31 protein-coding genes are annotated in these 25,042 nt (G+C 52.7%); 12 read left to right on the plus strand and 19 right to left on the minus strand.

All coding sequences use genetic code 11. From position 1 onward, the window contains the following. Nucleotides 1-194 precede the first annotated feature (194 nt). The 3 genes from SYC_RS10250 (at nucleotide 195) to SYC_RS10260 (ending at nucleotide 1,674) form a co-directional block, all read left to right on the plus strand. Nucleotides 195-647, plus strand: a complete 453-nt coding sequence (locus SYC_RS10250) for a hypothetical protein (protein WP_011244238.1) — start codon at nucleotides 195-197, stop codon at nucleotides 645-647. Nucleotides 648-805: 158 nt separating this feature from the next. Further along, a complete protein-coding gene (locus SYC_RS10255; protein ID WP_011244239.1) occupies nucleotides 806-1,177 on the plus strand; it encodes a hypothetical protein in 372 nt (123 codons plus the stop codon). Between the two features lie 116 nt (nucleotides 1,178-1,293). Further along, on the plus strand, nucleotides 1,294-1,674 hold the full coding sequence (locus SYC_RS10260) for a hypothetical protein (protein WP_011244240.1): 381 nt from the start codon (nucleotides 1,294-1,296) through the stop codon (nucleotides 1,672-1,674). Here the strand turns inward: SYC_RS10260 and SYC_RS10265 are convergent. Then, entirely contained in the window at nucleotides 1,671-3,056 is a 1,386-nt protein-coding gene (locus SYC_RS10265) for a Rieske 2Fe-2S domain-containing protein (protein WP_011244241.1), read from the minus strand. The genes SYC_RS10260 and SYC_RS10265 overlap by 4 nt on opposite strands. Before the next feature lie 81 nt (nucleotides 3,057-3,137). Continuing rightward, nucleotides 3,138-3,626: a hypothetical protein gene (locus SYC_RS10270; RefSeq protein ID WP_011378348.1), complete on the minus strand. Its 489-nt coding sequence runs from the start codon at nucleotides 3,624-3,626 to the stop codon at nucleotides 3,138-3,140. Between the two features lie 102 nt (nucleotides 3,627-3,728). Here SYC_RS10270 and SYC_RS10275 point away from each other — a divergent pair, with 102 nt between their 5' ends. Continuing rightward, complete coding sequence (locus tag SYC_RS10275) at nucleotides 3,729-3,938, plus strand: hypothetical protein (protein WP_039755588.1); 210 nt, start codon at nucleotides 3,729-3,731, stop codon at nucleotides 3,936-3,938. On the opposite strand, the gene SYC_RS13875 is transcribed toward SYC_RS10275, so the two are convergent. The 5 genes from SYC_RS13875 to apcB all read right to left on the minus strand — a co-directional run bounded on the left by SYC_RS13875 (nucleotide 3,919) and on the right by apcB (nucleotide 7,543). Next, nucleotides 3,919-4,086 carry a hypothetical protein gene (locus SYC_RS13875; RefSeq protein ID WP_155813921.1) on the minus strand — a complete coding sequence of 56 codons (168 nt, stop codon included), beginning with the start codon at nucleotides 4,084-4,086 and terminating at the stop codon, nucleotides 3,919-3,921. The two genes, SYC_RS10275 and SYC_RS13875, sit on opposite strands and share 20 nt — an antisense overlap. Before the next feature lie 40 nt (nucleotides 4,087-4,126). Continuing rightward, nucleotides 4,127-4,783, minus strand: a complete 657-nt coding sequence (locus SYC_RS10280; protein WP_011244243.1) for a class I SAM-dependent methyltransferase — start codon at nucleotides 4,781-4,783, stop codon at nucleotides 4,127-4,129. 12 nt (nucleotides 4,784-4,795) lie between these two features. After that, on the minus strand, nucleotides 4,796-5,950 hold the full coding sequence (locus tag SYC_RS10285; protein WP_011378346.1) for a pyridoxal-phosphate-dependent aminotransferase family protein: 1,155 nt from the start codon (nucleotides 5,948-5,950) through the stop codon (nucleotides 4,796-4,798). Nucleotides 5,951-6,011: 61 nt separating this feature from the next. Then, the gene (locus SYC_RS10290) at nucleotides 6,012-6,944 is read right to left on the minus strand and encodes an alpha/beta fold hydrolase (RefSeq protein WP_011244245.1); all 933 of its coding nucleotides are present in this window, start codon (nucleotides 6,942-6,944) and stop codon (nucleotides 6,012-6,014) included. Nucleotides 6,945-7,033: 89 nt separating this feature from the next. Continuing rightward, nucleotides 7,034-7,543: an allophycocyanin subunit beta gene (apcB, locus tag SYC_RS10295; protein WP_011244246.1), complete on the minus strand. Its 510-nt coding sequence runs from the start codon at nucleotides 7,541-7,543 to the stop codon at nucleotides 7,034-7,036. A gap of 393 nt (nucleotides 7,544-7,936) precedes the next feature. Between apcB and glnA the strand changes: the two genes are divergently transcribed. The 3 genes from glnA (at nucleotide 7,937) to SYC_RS10315 (ending at nucleotide 10,162) form a co-directional block, all read left to right on the plus strand. Continuing rightward, nucleotides 7,937-9,358 (plus strand): type I glutamate--ammonia ligase, encoded by a 1,422-nt coding sequence (glnA, locus tag SYC_RS10305; protein WP_011244248.1) that lies wholly within the window; start codon nucleotides 7,937-7,939, stop codon nucleotides 9,356-9,358. 197 nt (nucleotides 9,359-9,555) lie between these two features. After that, the gene (locus SYC_RS10310) at nucleotides 9,556-9,930 is read left to right on the plus strand and encodes a hypothetical protein (protein ID WP_039755593.1); all 375 of its coding nucleotides are present in this window, start codon (nucleotides 9,556-9,558) and stop codon (nucleotides 9,928-9,930) included. Nucleotides 9,931-9,958: 28 nt separating this feature from the next. Then, the gene (locus SYC_RS10315; protein ID WP_011378343.1) at nucleotides 9,959-10,162 is read left to right on the plus strand and encodes a hypothetical protein; all 204 of its coding nucleotides are present in this window, start codon (nucleotides 9,959-9,961) and stop codon (nucleotides 10,160-10,162) included. Nucleotides 10,163-10,235: 73 nt separating this feature from the next. Here SYC_RS10315 and SYC_RS10320 read toward each other — a convergent pair whose 3' ends face one another. After that, nucleotides 10,236-10,664, minus strand: coding sequence for a hypothetical protein (locus SYC_RS10320; RefSeq protein WP_039755595.1), 429 nt, complete (start codon nucleotides 10,662-10,664; stop codon nucleotides 10,236-10,238). A gap of 355 nt (nucleotides 10,665-11,019) precedes the next feature. Here SYC_RS10320 and SYC_RS10325 point away from each other — a divergent pair, with 355 nt between their 5' ends. Both SYC_RS10325 and SYC_RS10330 read left to right on the plus strand, forming a co-directional pair. After that, the gene (locus SYC_RS10325; protein ID WP_011244250.1) at nucleotides 11,020-12,279 is read left to right on the plus strand and encodes an HlyD family secretion protein; all 1,260 of its coding nucleotides are present in this window, start codon (nucleotides 11,020-11,022) and stop codon (nucleotides 12,277-12,279) included. A gap of 29 nt (nucleotides 12,280-12,308) precedes the next feature. Next, nucleotides 12,309-14,522 (plus strand): glycosyltransferase family 2 protein, encoded by a 2,214-nt coding sequence (locus SYC_RS10330; RefSeq protein ID WP_011244251.1) that lies wholly within the window; start codon nucleotides 12,309-12,311, stop codon nucleotides 14,520-14,522. A gap of 118 nt (nucleotides 14,523-14,640) precedes the next feature. Here SYC_RS10330 and SYC_RS10335 read toward each other — a convergent pair whose 3' ends face one another. The 5 genes from SYC_RS10335 to SYC_RS14030 all read right to left on the minus strand — a co-directional run bounded on the left by SYC_RS10335 (nucleotide 14,641) and on the right by SYC_RS14030 (nucleotide 18,630). After that, nucleotides 14,641-15,684 carry a linear amide C-N hydrolase gene (locus SYC_RS10335; protein WP_011244252.1) on the minus strand — a complete coding sequence of 348 codons (1,044 nt, stop codon included), beginning with the start codon at nucleotides 15,682-15,684 and terminating at the stop codon, nucleotides 14,641-14,643. A gap of 221 nt (nucleotides 15,685-15,905) precedes the next feature. Continuing rightward, nucleotides 15,906-16,766 (minus strand): ABC transporter permease, encoded by an 861-nt coding sequence (locus SYC_RS10340; protein ID WP_011244253.1) that lies wholly within the window; start codon nucleotides 16,764-16,766, stop codon nucleotides 15,906-15,908. 51 nt (nucleotides 16,767-16,817) lie between these two features. Beyond that, the gene (locus SYC_RS10345) at nucleotides 16,818-17,840 is read right to left on the minus strand and encodes an ABC transporter ATP-binding protein (RefSeq protein ID WP_011244254.1); all 1,023 of its coding nucleotides are present in this window, start codon (nucleotides 17,838-17,840) and stop codon (nucleotides 16,818-16,820) included. A 96-nt stretch (nucleotides 17,841-17,936) separates the two neighbouring features. Then, nucleotides 17,937-18,347, minus strand: coding sequence for a type II toxin-antitoxin system VapC family toxin (locus tag SYC_RS10355; RefSeq protein ID WP_011244255.1), 411 nt, complete (start codon nucleotides 18,345-18,347; stop codon nucleotides 17,937-17,939). Continuing rightward, nucleotides 18,340-18,630, minus strand: coding sequence for a hypothetical protein (locus SYC_RS14030; protein WP_162010013.1), 291 nt, complete (start codon nucleotides 18,628-18,630; stop codon nucleotides 18,340-18,342). The genes SYC_RS10355 and SYC_RS14030 overlap by 8 nt, the downstream gene beginning before the upstream one ends. Before the next feature lie 122 nt (nucleotides 18,631-18,752). Between SYC_RS14030 and SYC_RS10365 the strand changes: the two genes are divergently transcribed. Continuing rightward, the gene (locus SYC_RS10365; RefSeq protein WP_011378338.1) at nucleotides 18,753-19,640 is read left to right on the plus strand and encodes a carbon-nitrogen hydrolase; all 888 of its coding nucleotides are present in this window, start codon (nucleotides 18,753-18,755) and stop codon (nucleotides 19,638-19,640) included. A 5-nt stretch (nucleotides 19,641-19,645) separates the two neighbouring features. Beyond that, a complete protein-coding gene (locus SYC_RS10370) occupies nucleotides 19,646-20,134 on the plus strand; it encodes a thermonuclease family protein (protein WP_011244257.1) in 489 nt (162 codons plus the stop codon). 358 nt (nucleotides 20,135-20,492) lie between these two features. Here SYC_RS10370 and trpB read toward each other — a convergent pair whose 3' ends face one another. Then, nucleotides 20,493-21,704, minus strand: coding sequence for a tryptophan synthase subunit beta (trpB, locus tag SYC_RS10380; RefSeq protein WP_196794078.1), 1,212 nt, complete (start codon nucleotides 21,702-21,704; stop codon nucleotides 20,493-20,495). A gap of 155 nt (nucleotides 21,705-21,859) precedes the next feature. On the opposite strand from trpB, the gene SYC_RS10385 reads away from it, so the two are divergent. Then, nucleotides 21,860-22,195 carry a translation initiation factor gene (locus SYC_RS10385; RefSeq protein WP_011378336.1) on the plus strand — a complete coding sequence of 112 codons (336 nt, stop codon included), beginning with the start codon at nucleotides 21,860-21,862 and terminating at the stop codon, nucleotides 22,193-22,195. Here SYC_RS10385 and SYC_RS10390 read toward each other — a convergent pair. The 5 genes from SYC_RS10390 to SYC_RS10405 all read right to left on the minus strand — a co-directional run bounded on the left by SYC_RS10390 (nucleotide 22,168) and on the right by SYC_RS10405 (nucleotide 25,004). Next, nucleotides 22,168-22,632 (minus strand): hypothetical protein, encoded by a 465-nt coding sequence (locus SYC_RS10390; RefSeq protein ID WP_011244260.1) that lies wholly within the window; start codon nucleotides 22,630-22,632, stop codon nucleotides 22,168-22,170. The two genes, SYC_RS10385 and SYC_RS10390, sit on opposite strands and share 28 nt — an antisense overlap. Nucleotides 22,633-23,010: 378 nt before the next feature. Beyond that, on the minus strand, nucleotides 23,011-23,364 hold the full coding sequence (locus tag SYC_RS10395; RefSeq protein ID WP_011244261.1) for a cupin domain-containing protein: 354 nt from the start codon (nucleotides 23,362-23,364) through the stop codon (nucleotides 23,011-23,013). A gap of 219 nt (nucleotides 23,365-23,583) precedes the next feature. Further along, nucleotides 23,584-23,748: a hypothetical protein gene (locus SYC_RS14245; RefSeq protein ID WP_247223783.1), complete on the minus strand. Its 165-nt coding sequence runs from the start codon at nucleotides 23,746-23,748 to the stop codon at nucleotides 23,584-23,586. A gap of 172 nt (nucleotides 23,749-23,920) precedes the next feature. Continuing rightward, a complete protein-coding gene (locus tag SYC_RS10400; protein WP_011244262.1) occupies nucleotides 23,921-24,352 on the minus strand; it encodes a cytidine deaminase in 432 nt (143 codons plus the stop codon). 97 nt (nucleotides 24,353-24,449) lie between these two features. Next, complete coding sequence (locus tag SYC_RS10405; protein WP_234701770.1) at nucleotides 24,450-25,004, minus strand: glutathione S-transferase family protein; 555 nt, start codon at nucleotides 25,002-25,004, stop codon at nucleotides 24,450-24,452. Nucleotides 25,005-25,042 lie beyond the last annotated feature (38 nt).

A 25,042-nucleotide genomic window follows, 5' to 3' on the forward strand; every position in this document is an offset into this window, starting at 1 on the left:
TGCTCCTCAGCCTATCGTCTCTGGTTATCGCTCCGCTCTGAATCACCGCCCGTAAGGGCTGGGCGATCGCCCTCGATCTCCCTGTGATCAAAATCACAACGGTGGCGGACCAGGGTCACAGCGATCGCGCAATGCAGCAACGAGAGTAAGCACAACCGCCGCTGAGGCGACCTGCTCTCTTTTCCCAAACGGCCATGATTTTCTCCTTGCACAAACTGGGTTCTGCGATCGCTCCCGTTACTGCGATCGCGATCGGTCTCACGGGGCTCACGCTGCCTGCTCAGGCCTATCCGGCTTGGACTACACAAGATGATTACGAATTTGTCCGCAGCTTCACTGCCTCTTTTCAGGCCCAGATGGGCTACGCCCCCAGCGACAGCTTGGTGGCCTGGAGCTTGAATTGCGTCAAAACCAACTACACCCAATCGGTTGTGAGCGGGATCAATCCCAGTACAGCGGTGAATACAGCGATCGCGAACTGTGGTCGCGCCCTGCAGACGGTAGTCGGTAATGGCAATGGCGGTACAGGTCGGGGCAGCACGATTTACAACTCCTCTGGTGATTCCAGTCTTTCCAGCGATTCCAACGGTTGCCTCTATTTCTCATCGGGATCTTTTTCGAATTCCACCTCCTATTCGACCTGCTGATCAATTGAGAGAGGCCGCTCTCATCTGAGGCGGTCAAAGCGGCTCTAGCAGTCCTGATTAACCGAGCGTGATCAACATCACAACGGCGACTGATCTGGCTCACGGCGATCGCAGTACCGACGCCCGACAGTAGGGTCAGTCGCCCGGAAGTCCCCCTGATGAAAGCCTCTGCAACTTCTGACTCGCGCCTCACTTACTGGCTCAGCCAAGCCGCTGCGATCGCTCTGACAACGACTTTTAGCGTGCTGAATAGTGCTGCGATCGCGTCGGCTTCAACCCCTTGGACAGTGCAACAAGCCCAGGCTTTTGCAACTGACTACACGGCCGCCTTTCAAGCTAGCCAAGGTTATCGCCCTAGCACTCAATTGGTAAAAGACACGCTTGCCTGTATGCAGCGGGCCTACGACTGGCAAGTGCAGCAGGGGCGGAGCAGCAATGAAGCCTTGGACTATGCCACCCAGCAATGTCATCGCTATCTGCGCTATCTCGGCACGGATTTTGCGGGCGACAGCGATCGCGCTGCCGACTAGGTGCTGAAGATCCAATCCCAGCGATCGTCTCAGCCGCCTTGCGCATTCACTAGGACTTTAATGAGTCCAGTACCGTTCTCTACACTGAACGCAATCCTTGAGTTCTGGCAACAACGATGGGTGTAGCACTTTTCATCGTTCTCGATCGCGACCTACCCACGGGCGACACTGCCATGGACGGCAAAGCTCTCGCTCGCCATGCCGATCGCCTTGCAGAACTGGCGCAACAAGCTGGCGTTCCTGACCTGATGAGCTTCTGCAGTTTAGATGAGAACGATGGCTTGTTTGAGGACTTTGGGATCGAGCCAGAACCTACGGTTTGGCATCCTGCCTCAGCGGGTCTGACCACGATTCGTGTTCTCCTCGCTGCGATCGCTGCTGCTGGTCTAGACCCCGAACAAGCACAGTGGGTCCAAGAGGATTTGCAAGTCGCGCAAACCATTCTGGAGCAAGCCGAACAACTCGGGATCCAATGGCATTTAGCGGTTGATTTTTAAGCTTTTTGGTTACGGCGTACCTGGCGAGGACCCTGTTCAAAACGCCGTTGTAACTGTTTCAAGCCCCAAGCGATCGCAGCAGCACTCAAGCCTAGAACTGCAAGCAAGATGACCGTAGTCGCTGAAACACCAGCCACTGCAAGGATTGGGGCCAATGTCCAACTAAGAGCCGCGATCGCGATCGCTACGGTTTGTCCTTGCTTCGAGCGTCGCCAAGCGGCGGCACAACTGCGACAGTGCAGCGTATGACTCTGATAGCGCTCTAACAGCTCGGGAATGGAACGACTCGCCGGGAGCGGTTCATTGGGGAAAGGAACACCGGCATAGCGATCGACCCAGCGATGCAACGCCAGCACAAAGCGATCGGCGGAGGTCGGCAAATAACACTGACGGCTGTAGGTGGCACTGCCGCCCTGCTGCTGAATCCGTCGTTCTTGGTGATGCAAAAAGATTTGGTCTTCTTCCAGCACGGTGTTTTGCCCCAGATGCTGAAACCAAGTTGGGGCGATCCGCAGGAAAAAGCGCGGGATGGCGGACTTAAAGCGAAAGGGGAAGCGCGCAAAAATCCGACATTCGCCAGCGCGAATCGGCGTGGCGTAGACCACGGTCATGGCTCGCCCGAGACTGTCAGCTTCAAGGTCGTGCCACATCAAGCTCGGCGCAATAAAGGTCGTGGATTGGGTGCCCAGTTTGCCGCGCCGTGGCCCCTCAGGCCAAACACCCTGAAAGCCTTGGCGATCGCTCTCCACAATCTTCAGATCAGTCATTGGCCCCGCGTTGGCGCGATTCCCCACCGACCCGTGGTGAGTGAAGGGCAGGTGGCTGGGATCGAGCACGTTTTCCAGCAGCGTTAGGGCGTCGTAGGGTAAATCCCGAAAGGTATCGATGCAAACCCAGTCCGCATCCGTCCCCCACGGTTCAACCAAAGGTAAGGGCACGCGATCGGCTCGCTCCGGCGTCCCAGCGTAAACAAACAACAGCCCTTGTGCAGTCGCCGTCGGGAGCGTTTTGGCGCAGGCGCGATCGCTGGTGTGGGCTTGCCCTGTGGTGGCTTGTTGGGGGATAACCGCGCAATCCCCCGTCCCTGTAAAAGCCCAGCCGTGATACGGACATTCCAGCCGTCCCTCGGCATCCAAGCGACCCTCCGACAGGCGCACTTGGCGATGGGGACAGGCATCCTCAAAAGCCCGCCATTGTTCAGCACTACGATCCCACCAAATCACCAGATCGCGACCCAGCAGGGTGAAAGCGTTCGGGCGATCGCGATTGAGATCCCGCAGGTAGTGAACGGGATACCAAACCTCAGCCCAATCAAAGCGATCGCTGGCAGGCCCACCGGCGGGTAAAACCTGAGCATCGGCTAAAAGCACGTCAGCAGTCATGGCGATCGCAGATCCGCTTGTTGTTAAGACTTGTAACGAATCCTAACAACTCAGTAGTAGCGATCGCTTGCCTGGACTCTGCTAGTTGCAGCCAAACACCGTCAGACTGTAATCGCTGCCGATCGCGCGTTCACCCCCCACAACCACATTGACCTGATAGGGCGCTTCGTAGGGGCGGCTAAACAGTTGGATATCAAAGGGCACACCTTGGGGCAGCTCAATTGACTGGTCAAATAACTTGTCGGTGTTGCTGTCGTTGTACTTGAGATAGGCGCGAATCGTATATAGCTCTTGCCCCGCTGAGTCCCGAGTGCCAGACCCGACGGTTTTCGAGGTCAAGCTGACCAAAAATTGGCTGTAGCGACTTTCCGGCGGGACAAAAAAGTCAGTGTTCCAGTTGTCACGTACAAAGAAGACGGTATTGGGCGAAACGCGCTTGCTGACCACCGACCCTTCGCTACCCACAGCTTTGAGAGGCACACATTGGGGTGCTGTTTGGGCGGTCGCCTGTGATGACCAGCCCAGAGACAGCACGCCAGCAAAAAGGGCAAGGCGAGAGAACAAAGCCATAGCCAGAGTGAAGCAAGCGTCGCTACGAGAATACAGCACCCCTGCAACTCTGCTGCTGATGGCATACTGCTGGGACGATTTGGATTCTGCGATCGCATGCGGATGTCTAAGCAGGTTGTGCCTCCCCGAGCGGGCTGGCGATCGCCTCGACTGTGGCAACTGATTCTGTTCCTGCAGGTGATGAGCTGCCTGGCTCTGGCCTATCGCTATCAATCCCTTCAGCAAGCGATCGCCACCCAACAACAGCAAATCCAATGCCTCGAAGCGCGATCGCTTGATACTCGGGCCGATCTCAGTCGCTGCCGTCGTTAAGTAAGGAGGTATGCTTGATGGCCTGCCCGATTCGATGGCAATAGGTGAATGTTGGCAGGCAATCAAAGCGCTCAACAATTAAATGATCTTCGACAAAAGCATTGAACAAGAGATCCAGTTCAACGTTGTCGGTGTCGTCCCAAATCATCAGAGACCCATGCTTAGCTGAGTTGTGACAGTTCATGAAATCAGCAGTTGCCGTTTGGTAGGCATGAGTGAGAGCCGTCAATGTGGAGTAGATCAAAATAGACTGCTGGGTGCTCTAGCCGAAAGAGTGGAAGAGTTGTATTAGAGTCCCCCGCAATTAAGTCAATTCGGTGAGGGAAACGCTCAGCTAAAACGGCAAAACATCCTTCCGTATAACGATGTTCACAAATATCGAATGCCAATAGATTTGAGTTGGGATTCGCTAGCAGCATTAAAGCCGCACTATGGCCAGCATTGAAGCCAATTTCTAATATTTTCTGGGCTTGTGTGGCTGAGGAAAATAAGTTTATCCGCTTGTTTTCCAACAGTGCAGATGGTTTAAGGCTGAGGTGATAGTAAAAACAATTGCCTTCTAGAGGCTCGCCAGACTCAACAACTACATGATCAAGGGCTTTGAAGAGTTGTTCTTCCTCAGTGACAATAGTTCGATAGCAATTGATTGTTTGAGAATCTAGGGATTGCTGTTCCGCTTTTGCTGCTTGTTTGCGATCGCACCAAAGTATGAGCTGGTGGGCAGCAGCATAGTCTGGGACTTGCTTAATCAGGAACTGAGCAAAATTCCTGCAAGCCTCAAGACCAAAGTCAGGACTTTGACTTAAGACTTGCAGAATTTGATCTAAGTCGAGACTGCCAGACACCAGTAGGACCGATTAAGAGCGGGGGAGAACGTCTGCCAGAATGCTCAGCAAGCGATCGACATTTTCGCGACGGCTGTTGTAGCCCATCAGGCCGATCCGCCAGACTTTACCTGCCAATTCGCCCAAGCCACCGCCCATTTCGATGCCGTGTTCATCCAGCAGTTGACGGCTGACGGCTTTGCCATCGACGCCCTCAGGAATCCGCACAGTCGTCAGGGTCGGCAGGCGATTTTCGACTGGGACGTGACAGGTCAGGCCCAAATCCTCCAAGCCTGCCCAGAGATATTCGGCATTGTCGCGGTGGCGCTTCCAGACTGTTTCGATACCTTCGTCGGCAATCAGGCGCAGCGCCTCACGGATGCCGAAGTTCATGTTCACCGGCGCAGTGTGGTGGTAAACCCGATCGCTGCCCCAGTACTGGTTGAGCAACGACATATCCAGATACCAGTTGGCAACTTTGCCCTTGCGGCGCGCCAGCTTCTCTTCAGCGCGGGGCCCCATCGTGAACGGCGACACACCCGGCGGGCAGCTCAGCCCTTTTTGGCTGCAGCTATAGGCCAAATCGACGCCCCACTCATCCAGCAGGGTTGGAACCGCACCCAAGCTGGTGACGGTGTCGATCAGTAAGAGGCAATCAAACTCACGACAGAGATCGCCAACGCCGGCTAGCGGTTGTTCAGCGCCCGTCGAAGTCTCGGCATGAACGAGAGCAAGGATTTGTGGCCGGTGTTCTTCCAAAGCTTGCCGCAATTCAGCCAAGCTAAAGACATCACCCCAAGGCTTGTGAATGGTGCGCACATCAGCGCCGTAGCGACCCGCCATATCAACAAGGCGGTTGCCGAAGTAGCCCATGACGCCGACCAGGACGACATCCCCAGGCTCGACGCTGTTGGCGATCGTGGCTTCCATGGCAGCACTGCCCGTGCCGCTGACGGGAATGGTCAGGCGGTTATCGGTTTGCCAGATGTAGCGCAGCAACCCCTGTACCTCGGTCATCAACTCGAGAAATTTAGGATCGAGGTGACCGATGGGTGGCCGACTGATCGCCTCCAGCACAGCTGGATGGGCGTTCGACGGACCGGGCCCGAGCAGCAGACGCTCCGGTAGCTCCAGCGGCTGGAGACGGACACGGTGTTTTTCGCTAACGCTCGGAAGAGTGACGGTCATCGGGCAACCCTGCGGCAGATGAGAGAAATGCTTAGAGCCATTAAAGCTTGTTACAGGTCGACTACTGCACTGCATCGTTGAACTGTTGCGGAGTGAAATAGTTGGCGCAGAACTCTGTAAGGGCTGCGATGAAAGCAGCAGTGGCTTCGTAGGGAAGAACGTTGCGACCGGGCAGAATCTGACCCTGATTGCAGGGCATGACTTGGGCGTAAGCCTGTAGGCGATCGCGAGCGTCCTCCTTCCATCCATCGCGGCTGATACTACTTGCCCCTTCGCCAAAGAGCAGCAGCGTCGGTTGGGTCATTTTGGCAAGGCGATCGCCCCAGCCCTGTTGCCAATTACGACTGAGGAACGCGTAAACCGCATGACGGGAAGCCTTCTTCCGGCTGCCTTCTGCCAAGAGCTGCATCCATTCGCGATCGACTTGCTCCGCTCGGGCAAACAGTTGTCGCTGCGAGAAGCGGCGCAGGAAAAAGGGCGTGCGAGCGTACTGAAAAAAGAGCCAGCCTAGGGGTGAGCAAAACAGTCGCCAGAGCCGCCGCTGCTGTTGAGCCGTTTGTTTGCGCTCAATCACGCGCCAAGCGGGCGGCCCCGAAAACGCCAGCCCTAGGACTAACTCTGGCTGGATTTCAGCAAGAGCGACGGCTGCGGGCATCAACGCTCCTTGGGCCACCACGATCGCGGGCTGCTGAATTTCGATCTGGAGCAGATGTGCCAGTTGCTCAGCCCAATTTTGCGGGCTGTAGGGCTTCTGATCCATATCACTGTCGCCGCAGCCCAGCAGATCCGGCACGATCAGTGGGCGATCGCTCTGGGCGCACCAAGCCTGACAGAAGCGCTGCCAAAATCGCCGCCAAAGACCCACGCCCACCGGATGCACTAGCAGCAACGGTGTTTGACCGGTTGTTAAATCGCCCCAAATCTCGTAGATGTAGCGCTCACCGGTCGGTAGCTGTCCCTGACGTACTTGGGGAGTTGTCGGCGTCACAGTCATCCTCAGTCTCTCAACGAAAACAGGGCAAGCGTTTGCCTGCCCTGTCGATTCAATCCGGCTTCATCCCTGCGATCGCAGGCGCTACCGTCTTAGATGTCTTGCTCTGCGAGGTTGCGTCCGAGGTGATCGAACGGCACTTCAACAAAGGCGGCATTGCTGATGCCAGCCTGCTCAACTAGCTGCCGCACGCGATCGCGCAGGATAGCAATGCCGCGCACCGTTGGGCCGCTGGGCACGCCTAGGGACGTATAGGTTTCCCGCAGACCTTGGAGAACGCGCTCGTCAAGGACTTCGGTGTTACCAGCCACCAAGGCATAGGTCGCGTAGCGAAGATAGTAGTCGAGGTCGCGCAGGCAAGCCGAGTAACGACGGGTCGTGTAGGCATTGCCGCCCGGACGCAACAGCTCAGGAACCTCTTCAAAGAGTTGAGCACTGGCATCGCGCACAAGGCTGGCGGCATTGGCGTTGATGATTTCTGCCGCTTGGACGCGGGCATTGCCTTCGGCAAAGTAGGCCCGAAGACTATCGACCGCATTGCGATCCAAGTATTTGCCAGCCAGGTCGTAGCCGGCAATTAGACTGCTAACCGCATCTCGCATGAATTGCGCTCCCGAGTGCTGACAAAACGGTTCAGATGTCGCTCGAATCGAGCCAGGGAATTTCAGAAAAAGACTACCATGCAGCCTTGTCCTGCCTGCGATCCAGCACCGCCGAGCCGGCTCGCCTGCAAGATTTCGTTACCAAACTTCATAAGATGGCACACTCAGGCTTGTCAGTGCCAATCGCCTCCATTTTTATGTATCAGCTGTTACAAAAGTGCCGTTTCGGGCTACCTAGGATGAAAGCGGTCAGCAATGCTTGTCTTCAGTTCCTGGTTGTGATCCAGCTGCGATCGCAGCAGCGTTGTTTCCACAGTTAGGCTTGTGGACTACCAATCCCAGGGCCTGCTTCGCTGAGCCGTACCACCAAGAGCACACAAGGAGTTGTCGCTCATGCCTGAGACCGCTCAAGAGGTCCTTCAGCTTATTCAAGAGAAGGGTATCCAGCTTGTCGATTTGAAATTTATCGACATGCCGGGGATTTGGCAGCACTTGACACTACACGTCAGCCAAATCGACGAAAACAGCTTTGTTGAGGGCGTTCCCTTCGACGGTTCCAGCATCCGGGGCTGGAAAGCGATCAACGAGTCGGACATGACGATGGTGCCCGATCCAACCACTGCTTGGATCGACCCATTCATGAAAGAGCCGACGCTCAGCATGATCTGTACGATCTACGAGCCGCGCACTAACACCCCCTACGAGCGCTGCCCCCGGGCGATCGCTCAAAAAGCGGTGGATTACCTCAAAGCTAGCGGGATCGGTGACACGGCTTACTTCGGCCCCGAAGCAGAATTCTTCATCTTTGATGACGTTCGCTTCGATCAGGCTGAGAACAAGAGCTACTACTACGTCGATTCGATCGAAGGCCGCTGGAACTCCGGCCGCGAAGAAGAAGGCGGTAACCTCGGCTATAAGCCTCGCTACAAAGAGGGCTACTTCCCAGTGGCCCCGACCGACACCAGCCAAGATATGCGTAGTGAAATGCTGCTGACCATGGCTGATTGTGGCGTGCCAATTGAGAAGCACCACCACGAAGTGGCGACCGGCGGCCAGTGTGAGCTAGGCTTCCGCTTCGGCAAGCTGATCGAAGCAGCGGACTGGCTGATGACCTACAAGTACGTGATCAAAAACGTGGGTCGTCGCTACGGCAAAACGATTACCTTCATGCCCAAATTGCTGTTCAACGACAACGGTTCTGGTATGCATACCCACCAGTCGATTTGGAATGATGGTCAGCCGCTGTTTGCGGGCGACCAGTATGCTGGCCTGAGCCAAATGGCGCTCTGGTACATCGGCGGTATCCTCAAGCACGCGCCGGCCTTGTTGGCTCTCACCAACCCCACCACCAACTCCTACAAGCGCCTTGTGCCTGGCTTTGAAGCGCCGGTCAACTTGGCCTACTCCCAAGGCAACCGCTCGGCTTCGGTGCGGATTCCCCTTTCAGGCACCAACCCGAAAGCGAAGCGCTTGGAGTTCCGTTGTCCTGACGCGACCTCCAACCCCTACTTGGCGTTTGCGGCGATGCTCTGCGCTGGTATCGACGGCATCAAGAACCAAATTGACTTGGGCGAACCGCTGGATGTGGACATCTACGACCTCAGCCCCGAAGAGCTGGCTAAAATCCCCAGCACCCCGGGTTCACTCAAGGATGCGCTGAAAGCACTAGAGGCCGATCACGACTTCCTGACTGTGGGCGGCGTCTTCACGGAAGACTTCATCCAGAACTGGATCGAGTACAAGCTCGACAACGAAGTGATTCCGATCAGCCTGCGTTCGCACCCCTACGAATTCGCGCTCTACTACGACTGCTAATTCGTTAAACCTCACTGCGTCTTGAGAGTTGAGGCTGTTGCCGCTAGGCAGCAGCCCTTCCCTTTCGATGGACTGCTGTGATTGCTCTGGATCGGTCGACTGCGGGTTATCAATGGGCGATCGCAGCCATGAAAGCTGTGATGGCACAGATAAGGATGTGCCTTCTACAATCATTAGCGAACCACTCGGCTGTCTTTATGTTTCGCTTCTGCCTCTGTCTGCTCTTGCTGCTTGGGTTGATTTTTCCCCGTCCCGCAGCAGCTGCAGAAGTCTTGAGTGTGCGGGAAGGCGGATTACTGCGAATCGGAGATAGCAATCGCAGCTATACGGTGCAGATCGACTGTGTGCAACCGATCGCGGGCCAAGAGGTCGCCCTGCGAGATCGCCTCCAAACCTTGTTGCCTCGCCGGACTCGAGTTAATTTGCGGCCCAACGGTCTTGACTCTGCAGGTCGTGTTGTAGCAACGGTCTATCGGCTCCCTGATGGTCTCGATATTGGGGTGAAACTCCAGGAAGAGCAGCTAGCTACCCTGTCTGAGCAGTGTGCAAGCGCCACCGTCAGCCAAGGGTAGGATCAGGCTGACTGTCGGACTGCTGACTATGGCAAAAAACACCTATGCCCGAATTTTGACTGGGGTGCCTCTCCTGTTTGGCACGCTGGCCTTTACTGCTGGCGGCTTAGCAGCCCTGCGATCGCATTCTTCAGAAGTGGCCGCGATTGGCTTGATTATTGCTGGATTGCTGGCGATCGCCACGATTGGAATTTGGCGTCAGGCGGATGACACGGACCCCGATTTGAGCTAGAAAGCAGTAATTCTAAGGCTCACGATCGCCTCTAGTTGTTCTAAGAATGAAATATCCGTTAGACATTTAAAAACTAGCGATTGGGTTGCACTTTAGATGATGCATTGATGATGTGAAGAGTTCGCTCTGCGTAGCGACGAACATAGGCTTTAGGGGAAGTTAACGCTGCGATCGCAGACACTTGCATCTGTTTGGGATCCAGCCGAACTGTCATGGATAGCTGATCCATAAATTGCTCAGAAAAACAGCCATCGATCAACCGTTGGATGATGGCTGCGATCATCCGATTTTGCTCCTCCACCTCGGCTGGGGGATGATTCTTGAAGTGTCTACAAAGTTTGGCTCGCGCACGATTGTGCCAGAGACCAAAACTCTCATGAGCTACAAAAAGAGCCGCTTTTGATACAGCATCACGATTGCCGGTCTTGACCTCTTCAATGAGCTGATGAAGATCATTTTTCGTTAGTTTGCTGATCCATGAGTGATTGATAGCAGGTTGCATCATCCCACGACAGACGAAAGAGCACCGGCACAACCCACGAAGGAGGGGCATTCCTTCGCGATCGCAGGCTTGAGCAGAGCAATGAGTGGCTTGTTCTCAACTCAGTTATCAGTGTGGATTATAGACAGGCGGTCTCTGCAGCTCAATCTGCTGGTAACCCTAGATGTCGAAAATATAGTTGGCAATTCGTGGTTAGATCTAGGGACTAGCGGCTGAAAATCCGAGCTGAAGCGGCATTTTGTTTCACAAATTGAAAATAGGGCTAAGAAACATAAAAAGTATTCAATGATTCTTGCACTCTCTGGGTCGCCTTATTAATTTAAGAATGCTTGTTCTTAAAGTTGAAAGCTAAGTTGTGCCAGAATCCATCACTGAACCTAAGAGCTCGCCAACGCCCCGTCTGCCCTCGCCCCCCGATCGCCGCACCTTCTTTCGCTATGCCAGAATTGCCCTCGGCGTAGGCCTCATCTCGCTAGCAGCCTACATACTCTGGCTGCGCAACAGCAGCGTTTCCAGTCGAGTTGGCTATATTAATGGCACTGTTATTAAGTTATATGCCCCGATTCCTGGGGTCGCACAACTCAAGCCGCTAGAGCCGGGGCAAGCCTTGCAAAAAGGGCAGGTACTCGGTGAGATTACGAACGATCGCAATCCAGAATTGGAAACCGATCGCCAAAATCTGGTGACGCGTTTGGCCCAAGCTGAAGCAGAGCGAGCTGCTTTCGATGCCCAAATCGCGAGTCGTGAGCAGGTGCGATCGCAAATTCTCAGCAAGGCCAATAACCAGCAACAACTTGAGGAACAGTTCTTTCAGCAGGGGTCTGACCGAACCCGTAATGAATTACGCCAAGCTCAAGAAAGTCTGGCCTTTGCGGAAATCGAGGCAAAACGATATCAAAGTTTGGTGGAGAGTGGTGCTGTCTCACAGCAACTAGCAGACGCTGCCTTGTCGCAGGCACGTGAGGCAAGAGCGGTAGTAGCGGCCAAACAAAATGAGTTACAGCGCCAACGAGCGTCCCTCTTAGCGATTCGTCAAGGATTACAGCTCGATTCAGCTCGAACTCTAAGTATTCCAGAACTACGACTTCTCGATCTGGAAAAAGAACTAGTCGACCTGACTCTGAAACGACAGACTGTTAACACAACAATTCAAGAAATTCGCCTTGAGATTATCAATATTCAAGAGCAGATTAAACTTCAGAAAAAAGCCTTAATTAAGGCTCCGATTCAAGGAGTTGTTTGGTCAATTATCAATCGAACTGGACTGTTAGGTATTCCACTAACGGCGGGTGATCCGCTGTTGGAAATGGTGACCTGTGAAGACACCTGGATCACGGCTTTAGTTTCTGAGCGCGATCGCAATCGACTGCGAGTGGGTCAACAAGCAGATATTCGTCTACTGGATGGCAGCAATACAAACATTTTGGGCCGAATTCGCTCGATTCGAGGAGGACCCGGTAAAGTCACTGCCGGAACTGATGTCGCAGTACCTCCGCCGGATTTAGTGCGCAATGAACTAGAAGTTCAGGTGAGTCTCCTCGAGAAACCGCCAGCCTTGGGAGCCGGAAATTTCTGTGGCATTGGTCAAAGTGTGACCGTCAACTTTAATCCCTAGTCTTTATCCTTTTTTGATCAAGCTACCCAATGCAATTAAAACAACTGCGAAAACTTGCTCCTGAAATCTCTTTTCTTCTAATTGCTGGCCTCACGTTACTTGCAATATTACTGCTGCAATTTGATTGGCAAAATGCTTTTGCTAACTTGATTGGATTATGGTACTCAGGTCAAGCTCTGTTCAAGCCGGAGGGATCCACACTAGAGAACTTACTCTATCCCGCCTTTGTTTGGCTAGCGATTACTTTTCTACTCAAGGAGCTTTCTCCTCAACCGTCATTTTGGCCTCGACTGATCACGAGCATCGGCATTGCAGTTCTAGGAATCCGTTACGAGCTATGGCGATTCTTCGGAAGCCTCAATCTCGACGATCCCCTCAATGGCACTCTATCTGTTCTACTCTTTTTTGCTGAATTGCTGACAGTTGTTAATACAATCGCATTTTTTCTCCATACAATTTTTAGCTATGATCGCTCGCCAGAAGCAGACATCCTCAGCCAAGCAGTGATCAGCCAAGCCTATCAACCAAGCGTTGATATTATTCTGCCCACCTACAACGAAGGGGTTGATATCCTCAGAAGATCGGTCATTGCTTGCCAGGCAATGGACTATTCTAATAAAAAGGTCTTTCTTCTCGACGATACTCGTCGTCCAGAAGTTCGAGCGCTTGCAGAAGAATTAGGCTGCGGCTACTTCGATCGCCCAGACAACAAACATGCGAAGGCAGGTAATATCAACCATGCCTTGCCCTACTTATCTGGAGAATTATTAGTTGTTTTTGACGCAGATTTTGTCCCTAGTAAAAACTTTCTAATTCGAACAATTGGATTTTTCCAAGATCCAAAAACGGGCCTGCTACAAACGCCTCAGCATTTTTTTAATGAAGATCCGATTTCAGTCAACCTTGGACTTGAAGGAATTTTGAATAACGAACAAAGTTTATTTTTTCGGTTTATTCAACCAAGCCGGGACTATTTTAACTCAGTCGTTTGCTGTGGTACCTGCTTTGTTATTCGGCGATCGGCACTCGATGAGATTGGTGGAATTCCGACGGAAAGTATCACTGAAGACTACTTTACTTCGATTAAGCTGCAAACTCATGGCTATCGCGTCAAGTATCTCAATGAGGCATTGGCAGCAGGCCTAGCACCGGAAACTATTAGCGCCTATGTTAATCAGCGACTTCGTTGGGGGCAGGGAACTCTCCAGTCCCTCTTTACAGATTCCAATTTTCTAACGGTCCCAGGCCTCAACTGGCAGGAGCGCCTTTCCCAGTCACTCAGTATCGTTTACTGGTTCCTATCGATTCCTAGAGTTGTCTTTCTCGTTGTTCCCTTAGCATTTCTGATATTTGGGTTGGCACCTCTCCGTGCTACTGTCAATGAAATTCTTTATTTTTTCCTTCCATATTACATCGCAAATATCATGGCATTTTCTTGGCTGACAGAAGGAAGGCGATCCGCATTTTGGTCTGATGTTTATGAGACGATTATTTGTGTGCCAATGGCAATTACTATTCTCAGGACTTTAGTTAGCCCTAAGGGAAAACCTTTTAAAGTGACACCCAAGGGGGATACTAATTCTGATGGAATCACAATTAACTGGTCGCTCATTACTCCTCTCTTAACAGTAATGATCCTGACTATAATTGGAATTGTTATGAGGAGTTCTAGTCTGCAAGATACGAATGTAAATCCCGATAGCTTAGTAATTAATATAGTTTGGGCTGTTTATAACTTATCACTGCTGCTCATTTGTATTCTTGTCGCAATCGATGTTCCTCAACGCCGTCACACTCGGTTTTCCCATGAAGAAGCTTGTGAATTGCGTCTGGGAGCAGTTGTCTTTTCAGGGGTTACTGAAGACCTTTCAGAAGAAGGGGGGCGAATCTTACTGAATCGCTTCGAGGGTTTAGTGGATATTGAGGATGAAGCACCTCAAACTACTTTGGAAGGAATTTTTCGTCTGCGATCGCCTAGCCCTTTAGCTGACATGCCAATTCATGCAGAAGTGAGATGGCACGATCGCCGTGCTCTTGCTGCTCTACGTTTTGAGGCTGCTGTAACTGAGGTAGAGGTACGCCTTTACTTCTCAAATCTGACGCTTGCAGAACAGCGCCGCTTAATTCCTTATCTCTACTGCCAGCCCGGCCAGTGGCAAGACTTACAAGTGCCTGAATTCAAGACAGCTTGGGCTATGCTTCAATCGGTCTTTCGTCTGCATCCCTTGGCAAATAGCCGCTGACCTTCATTGGATTGACAAACCTACGAATAGGTAACGATGGCTGTTGAAGAGTGAGGCTGATCTTCGCAATCGTTACCTATCCATACTGTTCAAATCATCTGTCAGCTCTCTATGTGATTTATAGTCCGGCAAACTCGAATGGCTTGGCGTTCTGGAATGAATTGAGGGCATCACCCGCATAGACTTCATTGTTTGAAGCCAATAGTCGCTTGACAGGTCGGTTCTCGCTAAAATCAACTTTCTTGAGATCAACCCAGAAAGTATTGGGTGTTAGAGTTGTCTCAAAGTAGTAGACTAAATTTTTCTGGTCAGATAAAGACCGCCAGCGAGTTGAAGAGATATTCGGCTCTTCCTCAGAGGAGATACCGAAGGGCACAGATGCATTGCGAATTACACTAAAGACACTTGCAACAGCGACCCTAGTATCTGTTGTCTTAGGAATGGCATCAATATAAAAAGATGCTCTAACAAAGCGATCAGCAGCCCGATTTGTTCCTGGCAGCATATTTAAACCGCCAACTTGTTGCCAGTAGCCATCTAATGCCAACTGCTTTTCAAAGGTGGGGGAGTTCGTCATCACTGTGTAGTCCATGCTGTGATGAATGACGAGCTTGCCATCGATATATTCAAAGATGGCATTGTCTCCTTTCGCATCGGAAACTGAAAGGTGTAGTGTGGCAAAGCGGTCGGTGCCGGGAATGTTAGCGGATACAACCACAAATGGTTCCGATCGCAGTGCATTTACAGCTTCTTCGACCGTAGCGAAATTATCGAGAACGTACTGAACCCAAGCAGCAACCGATAAGCCTTTCTGACTAGGTTTATACTCTGGATACTTCGACTCAGCGAGCCAAAGTAGATTAGCGACAAGGCCTTTCTCATTCATGCCATCTGCACTGGCAATATCGAAGGCACTGGCGACAACACTGCCATATTTTGAGACCCAAGTTACAGAGTTAGGTCCCACTGCTCCATCTCGCTGTAACCCTCTGGGAAACAACCATAGATTTGCTGGAATTTCATCCTTCCAATCCATCGATCGCCCCGTAATGATTGTGCCTTCAGGCCCTTGATAGACGGCCCTTGTACAGGCTTGAACTGGGGCTGAAGCTAATAAAAAGCAAGCACAGGCGATCGCAGCAATTCCGAGAGTATTGGTCATAGTTAGCTACTCTTTCTATTTTCAGCATAAGTGCCTGTATCTGTATTTCAAGACACTAGAGGTTAAGTGATAGTAACTTTCATGGCTTAGCCTAGCTTTCTAATTAGCCTAGTTAGGAACTATCCACTGTGCTTACGGGAAGAGCCCTAAAAAGCTGTGTTAATCACATGCCTAGCTCAACACAGTTACGACTAGAGGGTTATGCATAACCGTAAATTTGACTAGCTTAGCGATCGCTTGAGGGCAGGTTGAATGAGTAGCAAAGCAGTAACGCAAAAGCCAGCGAGGATTGCCAAGCAGCCACCGATCGAAATCTCTGCAAAGGGTGTCGCGATCGCGATGTCACTCCATTGCCAGCTGTCATGGAGATAGAGAAAGCGAATCGGCTCAATTGCGTAGCTAAGCGGGTTCAGGCTGGCTAACCACTGCAGCCAAGTTGGCATAAAGTCCAGCGGTGCAAGAGCCGTACTCGCAAACAGCAACGGCAAATTGGTGATAAAGATAGCAGCGATTAATTCAATATGGCCGGGCAAACTAAAAGCCAAGCCTAAACTCAATGCTGTTACGCCTAAGACTAAAAGCAGCACGATCGTAAGAACCAATAGGAGACCTGTCGCTGTTGGTAAGCCCGCACCTAAAGCTGAACTGACGAGCAGAATTGCGATCGTTTGAATCAGGCTCAAGGTTGTGATGTAGAGCGCCGAAGCAACCACGATCGAAAAGCGTGAGGTCAGGGGTGCGACGAGTAGGCGATTGAGAAAACCAAACTCGCGATCGAACATCACGGGCAAGCCAGCATTCAGTGCACCACTAAACGCCGTGAAGACAATCACGCCCGCGCCCAAGAATTGCCCGTAGCGAACTTCAGGCCCAAAGAATCCGGTTGGTGCATTCTGGAACAACGCCCCAAATAGAACGAGCCACATTAGTGGTTGAATCACACCGGCAATCAGCGTTGTGGGGCGACGCTGCAACTGAATAAAGAGCCGCTTGGTCAGCCCTGCCGTTTCTTGCAAAAAGGCAGAAAACTCAGACGGTTCCGACAAGTTCGACAGCTCAGACTTCGGTAGCGTGGTAGTCATAACGGCTTAGTTCAACAGAAAGAGATGAAAACGATCGTTCAGTGATTAGCGCTAACGTTGCATGGCGCGCTTTTTCTCAGCTTTCGGATCTCGGCTAGCGATCGCAGCGAGTTCTGCATCCAACAGCGTGCGGCCGGTAGCGGCAAGGTAAACATCATCCAAACTCGGGCGAGCTTGGGCAATGCCGAAGGTTGGGAGTCCTGCTGCTTGCAAGCTGGTTTGAATTGTCGCTAGAGCATCAGTCTGACCATCGACCACGAGGTTGAGCGAGTTCCCTTGGGCGGTGTTGATGATCACGTCCTGCACACAACTCAAAGATTTCAGTAGTTCTCGTGCTTGCTCCGCTTCATCTCGGGGGGAAAATTCCCGCAGCCGCAGGGTAATGCGATCGCCACCAACACGGGCTTTCAACTCGGATGGACTGCCGACAGCAATCACTTGTCCGCGATCGATAATCGCCACGCGATCGGCCAGCGCATCAATTTCTTCTAGGTAATGGCTGGTAATCAGAATCGTGATTCCCTCTGCCCGCAACCGCCGCAGAAACTCCCAAACGACGACGCGGCTTTCAATATCCAAGCCCACGGTCGGTTCATCTAACACCAACAGGCGCGGTTGATGCAGCAACCCCGTCGCCAGATCCAGCCGCTTGCGAATCCCACCGGAATACGTCCCACAGCGGCGATCGAGCCAGTCATCCAGCTCCAGCAGTTGACTCACCGCCGCAATGCGATCGGCGATCGCGCCTTTGGGTAAGTGATAGAGCGCCGCATGCAGCGCTAGGAGTTCTCGCCCCGTCAGCACCTTATCGATCGCGACTTCCTGTGCCACATAGCCCAGTCGCTGACGGGCGGCGCGGGGCTGATCAGTCACCGACAGGCCATCGACTTCTACAAGACCGGCATCCGGACGACTAAGGGTGCAAAGGCAGCGCAGCGTTGTGGTTTTGCCAGCGCCATTGGGTCCTAGCACCCCAAAAATTTCACCGGCGGTCACTTCAAAGCTGACGTCTTCGACCGCCACCACCGAACCATAGGACTTGCGCAGGTGCTCAATACGAACGGCTAGCGTCATTGCAGATCCAGAAGTGATTCAAGCGTTAACCGTTTCCATTCTAGGCGGCTCCGTTAGCCTCACTCAGGCGATCGCCTGCTCACATCCCCCTAGCGTTCAAGTAAATAGCTGGTTGATTAGCGCTTCACCGCCTGGCAGTCGATAAATCCCAAAGTCTCGTCGATCGAGCGTCACGATCTCACTCAAGCCCCACTGTCCGGCTACCCAAACCAAGGAAGCATCTGCCAAATCCATCGGGATATCGCTGTAACGCTCCATCAGATTGGCAATTCCCGTGATTGCGGTCGTTCCAAGTTCTTGCACTTCGAGACCGCCCAAAGCGACCCAACGCATAAATCGATTGACCCCATAGGACGGAATCAAATGACAGACCTCAGTTAGGACTGGCCATGTCGTTAGTAGTGGGCGATCGACGCTGCTGAAGAAGGAGCGGCAGCGATCGTGAAAATTGTCGCTCCGATCAAACCAAGCAATGAGTGGTCCCGTATCCACCAGTAGCTTAGACATTGAACTGCTGCGACTGAGCGTGCCGGAGGGCTAGCTTATCTTTTAGGTGCTGAGCATGGTGTTGTCCTAAATCACCGACTCCACTCTCAAAACAGCCCACGAGTCCTAACTGCTCAGCAAGGGTAGCGGGAGAGTTCATGGGGGCAGTCAACTTTTGAATTCCTGCTTTGATTGCTTCTGTTTGGGTCACACCCGTACGTTGGCAATATGCCTGCAATACAGCATCGGTTTGCTCATCGAGTCGAACAGAGATCAGCCGACTAGCGCGGGAAGGAACACCCACAACTTCCACCCTGAAGTAATACAAGTCATATTACAAATCTAACCTTGGCGATCGCCTTAGCCCCAGTAGATGACGCCGATCGCGGCAACGGGTGATGATGCGAACAGTGCTCTGCGGTTTCTATGGCTTCGACGTTGCGTGTCGCTCTGGCTCAACTGGCATTTAGCGATCAGCCGGTGATCGATCGCGATCGCGTGACAGCAGCGATTCGGGAAGCTGCAGCAGCTGGGGCAGAACTGATTGTGCTGCCCGAGATCCACGGCGGCTACTACTTTTGCCAGACCGAAGATCCAGCTCAGTTTGATCGCGCCGAGTCCATTCCAGGACCGAGTACGGACTACTACAGCGCGATCGCCCGAGAACTGTCCGTTGTTCTCATCCTTTCGCTGTTTGAGCGGCGGGCAGCCGGACTCTACCACAACACTGCTGTCGTGATTGAACGGGATGGAACGATCGCGGGTCGTTACCGCAAAATGCACATTCCTGACGATCCGGCTTACTACGAGAAGTTCTACTTCACGCCGGGCGACTTGGGGTTTGAACCGATTCAGACTTCGGTGGGCAAGTTAGGGGTTCTGGTCTGCTGGGATCAGTGGTATCCCGAAGCAGCGCGACTGATGGCGCTGGCTGGTGCCGAGTTGCTGATCTATCCGACCGCAATCGGCTGGGATCCGCAAGACGTGCCCGAGGAACAACAGCGGCAACTCGAAGCTTGGCAAACCGTGCAGCGGGGTCACGCAATCGCCAATGGAATTCCCGTGTTGAGTGTCAATCGGGTTGGCTTTGAACCCTCGCCCGATCCAGCTGCTGCGGGCAGTCAATTCTGGGGCAGCAGTTTCATTGCCGGGCCGCAGGGGGAATGGTTAGCAAAGGCTGGCGATCGCGAGCCGGAACTGCTGATTGCTGATCTCGATCGCGATCGCAGTGAACAGGTGCGGCGGATCTGGCCCTTCCTGCGCGATCGCCGCATCGATGCCTACGGCGATTTAGTACGTCGCTATCGAGACTAACCCCGATGCTCAAACCCCTGTCTGCGCTCGGTCTGCTGCTCTTACTGGCAACCAGTAGCTGCCAAACACCCGGTCGATCGGCTGAAGTCAACCTGATTAGCGACGGTGACACATTGACTGTGCAGCAAGACGGGGAGTCAGTCAAAATCCGCTTGGCTTGTATCGATGCGCCAGAACTAGGGCAGAAACCTTGGGGGGAGCGAGCCCGTGGGGTGTCAGGTGTCTTGGCTCCAGTTGGTAGCGAAGTGACGGTCGAGTCCTTTGAACGCGATCGCTATGGCCGTACGGTGGCGACGGTTTGGCGGGAAGGGCGATCGGTCAATCTCGAAATGGTCCGTCGCGGCTGGGCGATGGTCTACCGGCAACACCTCCGCAACTGCGATGCCAGTGCCTACTTTGCGGCGGAGACTGCAGCAAGACGCGATCGCATTGGCTATTGGCAAGCAGGTCGCAATCCCCAACCGCCCTGGGAGTGGCGTCGCCGTCAACGCTAACTCAGGGCAACAGCAACTATCAGCTTGAACTGATCGTTCTAGCTCGATTGACGTAGCCGCAATCCAAGGTCAACACCGGCTTGTTTTACCGGCTGCGATCGCCGCTCAGCCGATATGTCCCATCCAAAATCTTGTTGCAGGGGGGCTGGGGAACTCGACTCCCCCACGGACAGCAAGTTTCGATTTCTATCGAGTCCAGTCGAGCTAGTCCCAGGCCAATTGTTATCGTCACAAAAAAGTCCCGGCAGAACTGCCGAGACTTGCCAATGACCCAGGGTAATTCGCTGTATCCATGCTGGGATTGTTGTAGGCGATCGCAGGCCGGTGCTTCTGCCACGCAAGCTACAAATTGCCGCCCTTAAAACTGGAGTCTTTGCGCCACCGTCTGTACGTCTTTATCGCCACGTCCCGAGCAGTTGATCACCAAGTTGGGATTGCCGCTCAAGGTTGGACAGAGCTTCTCAAGGTGAGCAAAAGCGTGGGCTGTTTCCAGCGCCGGAATGATGCCCTCCAGTCGCGAAATTCGTTGGAACGCTTCGAGTGCTTCGTCATCGGTGACGCTGTAGTACTCGGCACGCCCCGCATCCATCAGGTAGCTGTGCTCAGGGCCCACACCGGGGTAGTCCAGACCAGCGCTGATTGAGTGGGCTTCGATCACCTGCCCATCGTCATCTTGGAGCAGGTAGCTCATCGCTCCATGTAGGACGCCGACGCGGCCTTTAGTCAGCGTGGCGGCATGTTCCGGCGTATCAACGCCGCGACCGGCAGCTTCCACGCCAATTAATCGCACCGAAGGCTCATTAACGAACTCGTTGAACAGACCCATGGCATTCGAGCCACCGCCAACACAGGCCAGCAGAATATCTGGCAGGCCGCCCCAGAGTGTCTGGGCTTGCTGGCGCACTTCGCGGCCAATCATGCTGTGGAACTCCCGCACGATCATCGGGTAGGGGTGCGGGCCTGCTACTGAACCGAGGATGTAGTGCGTCGTTTCGACGTTGGTCACCCAGTCGCGAATTGCTTCGGAAGTGGCATCTTTGAGCGTTCCAGAGCCTGCTGCCACACCCCGCACTTCCGCGCCCATCAAACGCATCCGGAAGACGTTAAGAGCCTGGCGCTCCATGTCATGGACGCCCATGTAGATCACGCACTCCAGACCAAAGCGGGCGCAGACCGTCGCTGTGGCTACGCCATGCTGACCTGCGCCGGTTTCCGCAATGATCCGCTTTTTGCCCATGCGCTTGGCCATCAAAGCCTGACCCAGGGCATTGTTAATTTTGTGGGCGCCCGTGTGGTTGAGGTCTTCGCGCTTCAGGTAGATGTTGGGGCCTTGACCGTCGGGACGGCGGTAGTATTCCGTCAGTCGCTCGGCGAAGTAGAGCGGGTTGGGGCGACCGACGTAGTCGCGTAGCAGTCCTTCAAATTCCGCTTGAAACTCGGGGTCGCGGCTATAGCGAGCAAAGGCTTGTTCCAGCTCTGCCAAGGCTGGCATCAGGGTTTCGGGCACGTATTGGCCGCCAAAGCGACCAAAGCGCCCTAGTGGATCGGGCCGTTCGCCCAAGTTTGCGATCGCGTTGGCCCACGCGTTGGTGGTGGATGGATTGACCGGCGTTTGTGTCACGATCGGCTCTGAACCCCAGGCAGAACGTCAGTTGCTTCCATTGTGCCACTGGTCAGAGAAGCCCAGAAACAGGACGGGGAACGGACGCACGGAGAACTCATCCCTTGGCTCAAAAGAAAAATAGCGATCGCATTGTTTGGCGCGAGTTTGGTAGTCAGGATGCTGCGTTGGAACGAGGGCAGCCCGATCGCCCGCCCGCTCAGCATGATCTCCGCATCCAGTGCAGCCGTAAGGGGCGCGGCGGCAAAACCGTGACGATCATCACGGGCTTCCAGCATCGGCCAGAAACGCTGGCGAGCCTGTGCAAAAAACTGAAGGCGCGTTGTGGCAGTGGCGGTACCGTTAAGGACGACACGATCGAGATTCAGGGCGACCACCGTCAAACCCTGCTAGAGGCACTCAAGGGCTTGGGCTACGGTGCAAAACTGAGCGGCGGCTGAAGCTCTGCGCTGGCTTTTTCCTGCAGGAGTCGGCCTGCTTCCAGAGCTGGTAGGGGGATTCCCTTTTCGGTGGGAATGTAGATCACGGTGCGATCGCTTTGGTTTTGGCTCTCAGCGACACTTGTAATCCAAAGCCACTGCAGATAGACCTCGTTCTCTTTCAGGGAATTGCCAATGATTTGGTTGGACTGGGCTAAACCCCGCGCCCGTTCAACTTCGGCTTGGGCTTGAAGTTTGGCGCTATCCAATTTGGCTTGTGCTTCAAGGACGGCGATGCGGCGAGTGTATTCCGCTTCTTTGAGCTGGGCTTCACCGCGTAGCTTTTGCACATAAATCCCGTACTGCGGCCCTAGTCCGAGCCAAAGACCAATCAGTAGAACGAGGGACAAGGCGATCGCCAGAATCGGACGCCAAGACGGAGGTGTATTTTTAGTCATTGCGCTAACTGCAACTGTAGCAAAACTGCCCCTGTTGTAGCTGATTTAGGCTTGAAGCTAGATGAGCTAGCTATTTGGACATGAGCGACGCGACACTGTACTGCTTTGATGCTATTCCACCCATTTCAAGGCGCGATCTTAGCTTTGTTGACTACAGGAAATGCACAAAGTAGACACCAAACTATTAAGGCTTCCTCACAAACATTGTGGTGACTTTCACTTAATCATCTCCAGATAATCGTTTGGTTTTGAGCTAATTGAAAACTCCAGCAAAGTAACGATCTCGTTGTGTGTGTTGATCGTTAGTCAATGGATTTAATAAACAATAGTAACTATTGCGCCTTTAGAAACTAATGATTAGAAAAAATTTGTTAAAGCTTACTCTGGAGAAACGAGTTTATATCCTGCATCAGACGGCGACACGACAGAAATAAAAATCAATGGCTCGTCACCATTGTTGAACACTCCATGTACACAGCCAGTGGGAGCAATTACCACGTCTCCTGCAGCAATCGCCTTCTTCGTTCCTTCTGCATCCAGACAATATTCTCCCTTCCCACTCAAAATAGTCCAGGTATCTTGTCCATGAGGATGGATATGCGAATGGATTTCCTGCCCTGGCTTGATATACCAACCTACAACAACAGCTTCCTTAGATTCAGTTATGACTGATCGAATAGGCTCTTCGTCGGCTGGCCGAAAAAAATCAGTAGCTCTGTATATTCTGCTCATACCTAACTTTTCTCTTTGTTCCAGATCAAAAACAACGTAGGTGGAAAGAATAGACTGATCTCACAAGGCTTTTTGTGTTGCTGACAACATTTCAGTGACTCAGATTTGATTGAATGCTAGGCGATTTAATCTCACTGTTTCTATACAAGTGATGCAAGCTAAATACCATTCCAGTTGAGCAGCTGCAAACAGCTTCAGTATGACCAATAAGATCTCTTTTCAGTTTGCTCTAACTGGGTTGTTGGCTAGGAGTAAATCTGATGAGAAATAGCTCTGTAGATACTGTAAAGCAAGGCGTTTCGTTTCTATCACTAGATGCTGCCGAAATGATTGTTCTTGACCAAGGGCAAGCCATAGTAACGTGCCGATCGCTTTAACCAACACAAAGGCTATCGCCTAATTCAACCCTCAAGGTTTATCAGCCGTAGCCGTCTTTTTCGTAGTAATTCAGTGCGGCAAGGACTTGGAGAATCATTAGCTAGCGATCGCGAACATCGTTTAGTTACACAGGTCAGTGCTGCTTTAAACTTCTGTTCGACGTCACCTAGCCCACGGATCACTCCTTAAAAGCTTTCGCCCAGTAATACGGCTGGACCTCCCCAAGCGTCTTGGCGATCCACCTGCGAGCATCTTGAGCGGTGGGCGTGGCGACCTCCACGCTCTCTCCCCAGTGAAATAGGCGCTCCTGACAGATTCCACACGGGGTCAGGATCATAATTGGGCCATCGCCCGACAACCGCGAGACGCACACCGAAGCCGTGATCCGTTTGTCTAACTTCACTGCTTCACAGATGGCGCCCGTTTCGGCACACAATCCACCCCCGCCCCACTCAGGCTGGAAGACAACGCTCGTTAGGATCTGACCGTCGTCCGTGTATAAAGCTGCCGCAATCCCTTCTGCCATTGGAAAGCGTTGTTCCAAGAGATCAATGGCAGCGTCGACTAGCGCTTGGTCAAGCTTCATCGCTATCTCCTCATTCTGTTGCATTGCCACTTCTCGGCAGCTCAACGTTCCGCTTCAGCCGCTGCGACGCTCTCTCACTCCTAACCGATACCCTTGATACGGTCGGTGTGCAAGCGGATTGTTACGCGTTTTCTCTCGCCATTTTTACGTAGCCAGGAATGCTCTCAAAATCTTTGAACCATCGCTGAATATTTTTGTACTCTGACAAATCAAAGCCACCCTCATGGGCGACATGCGTGTATGCATACAAACTGATATCAGCAATGGATGCATTCACACCAAGGAAAAATCTATTTTCAGCTAAATGTTGTTCCATCACGGTAAGAGCCTTATGCCCACCAGCTTGCTTCGCGTGATATTCTGCTTCCCGCTCTTTGGGTAATCCCAAGTACTTATTGATGTATCTTGCTGTTGCAATATATGGCTCGTGACTATATTGCTCAAAAAACTGCCACTGTAAGACTTTAGCCCTTTCATACTTTTCTTGTGGCAGAAATTCAGTTCCTTCCGCAAGGTAATTCAAGATTGCATTAGACTCCCATAGATACTTGCCATCATCCAACTCTACGACTGGTATTCTTGCATTTGGATTCATCCGCTTAAATTCTTTGGTATGAGTTTCGTTAGCAAGTATGTCAACATGAACCCATTGATGGGGCATATCAATAAATTGCATCAGTAATTTGATCTTGTAGCAGTTCCCAGACAACATAT

The organism is Synechococcus elongatus PCC 6301, from assembly GCF_000010065.1.
GTDB lineage: Bacteria > Cyanobacteriota > Cyanobacteriia > Synechococcales > Synechococcaceae > Synechococcus > Synechococcus elongatus.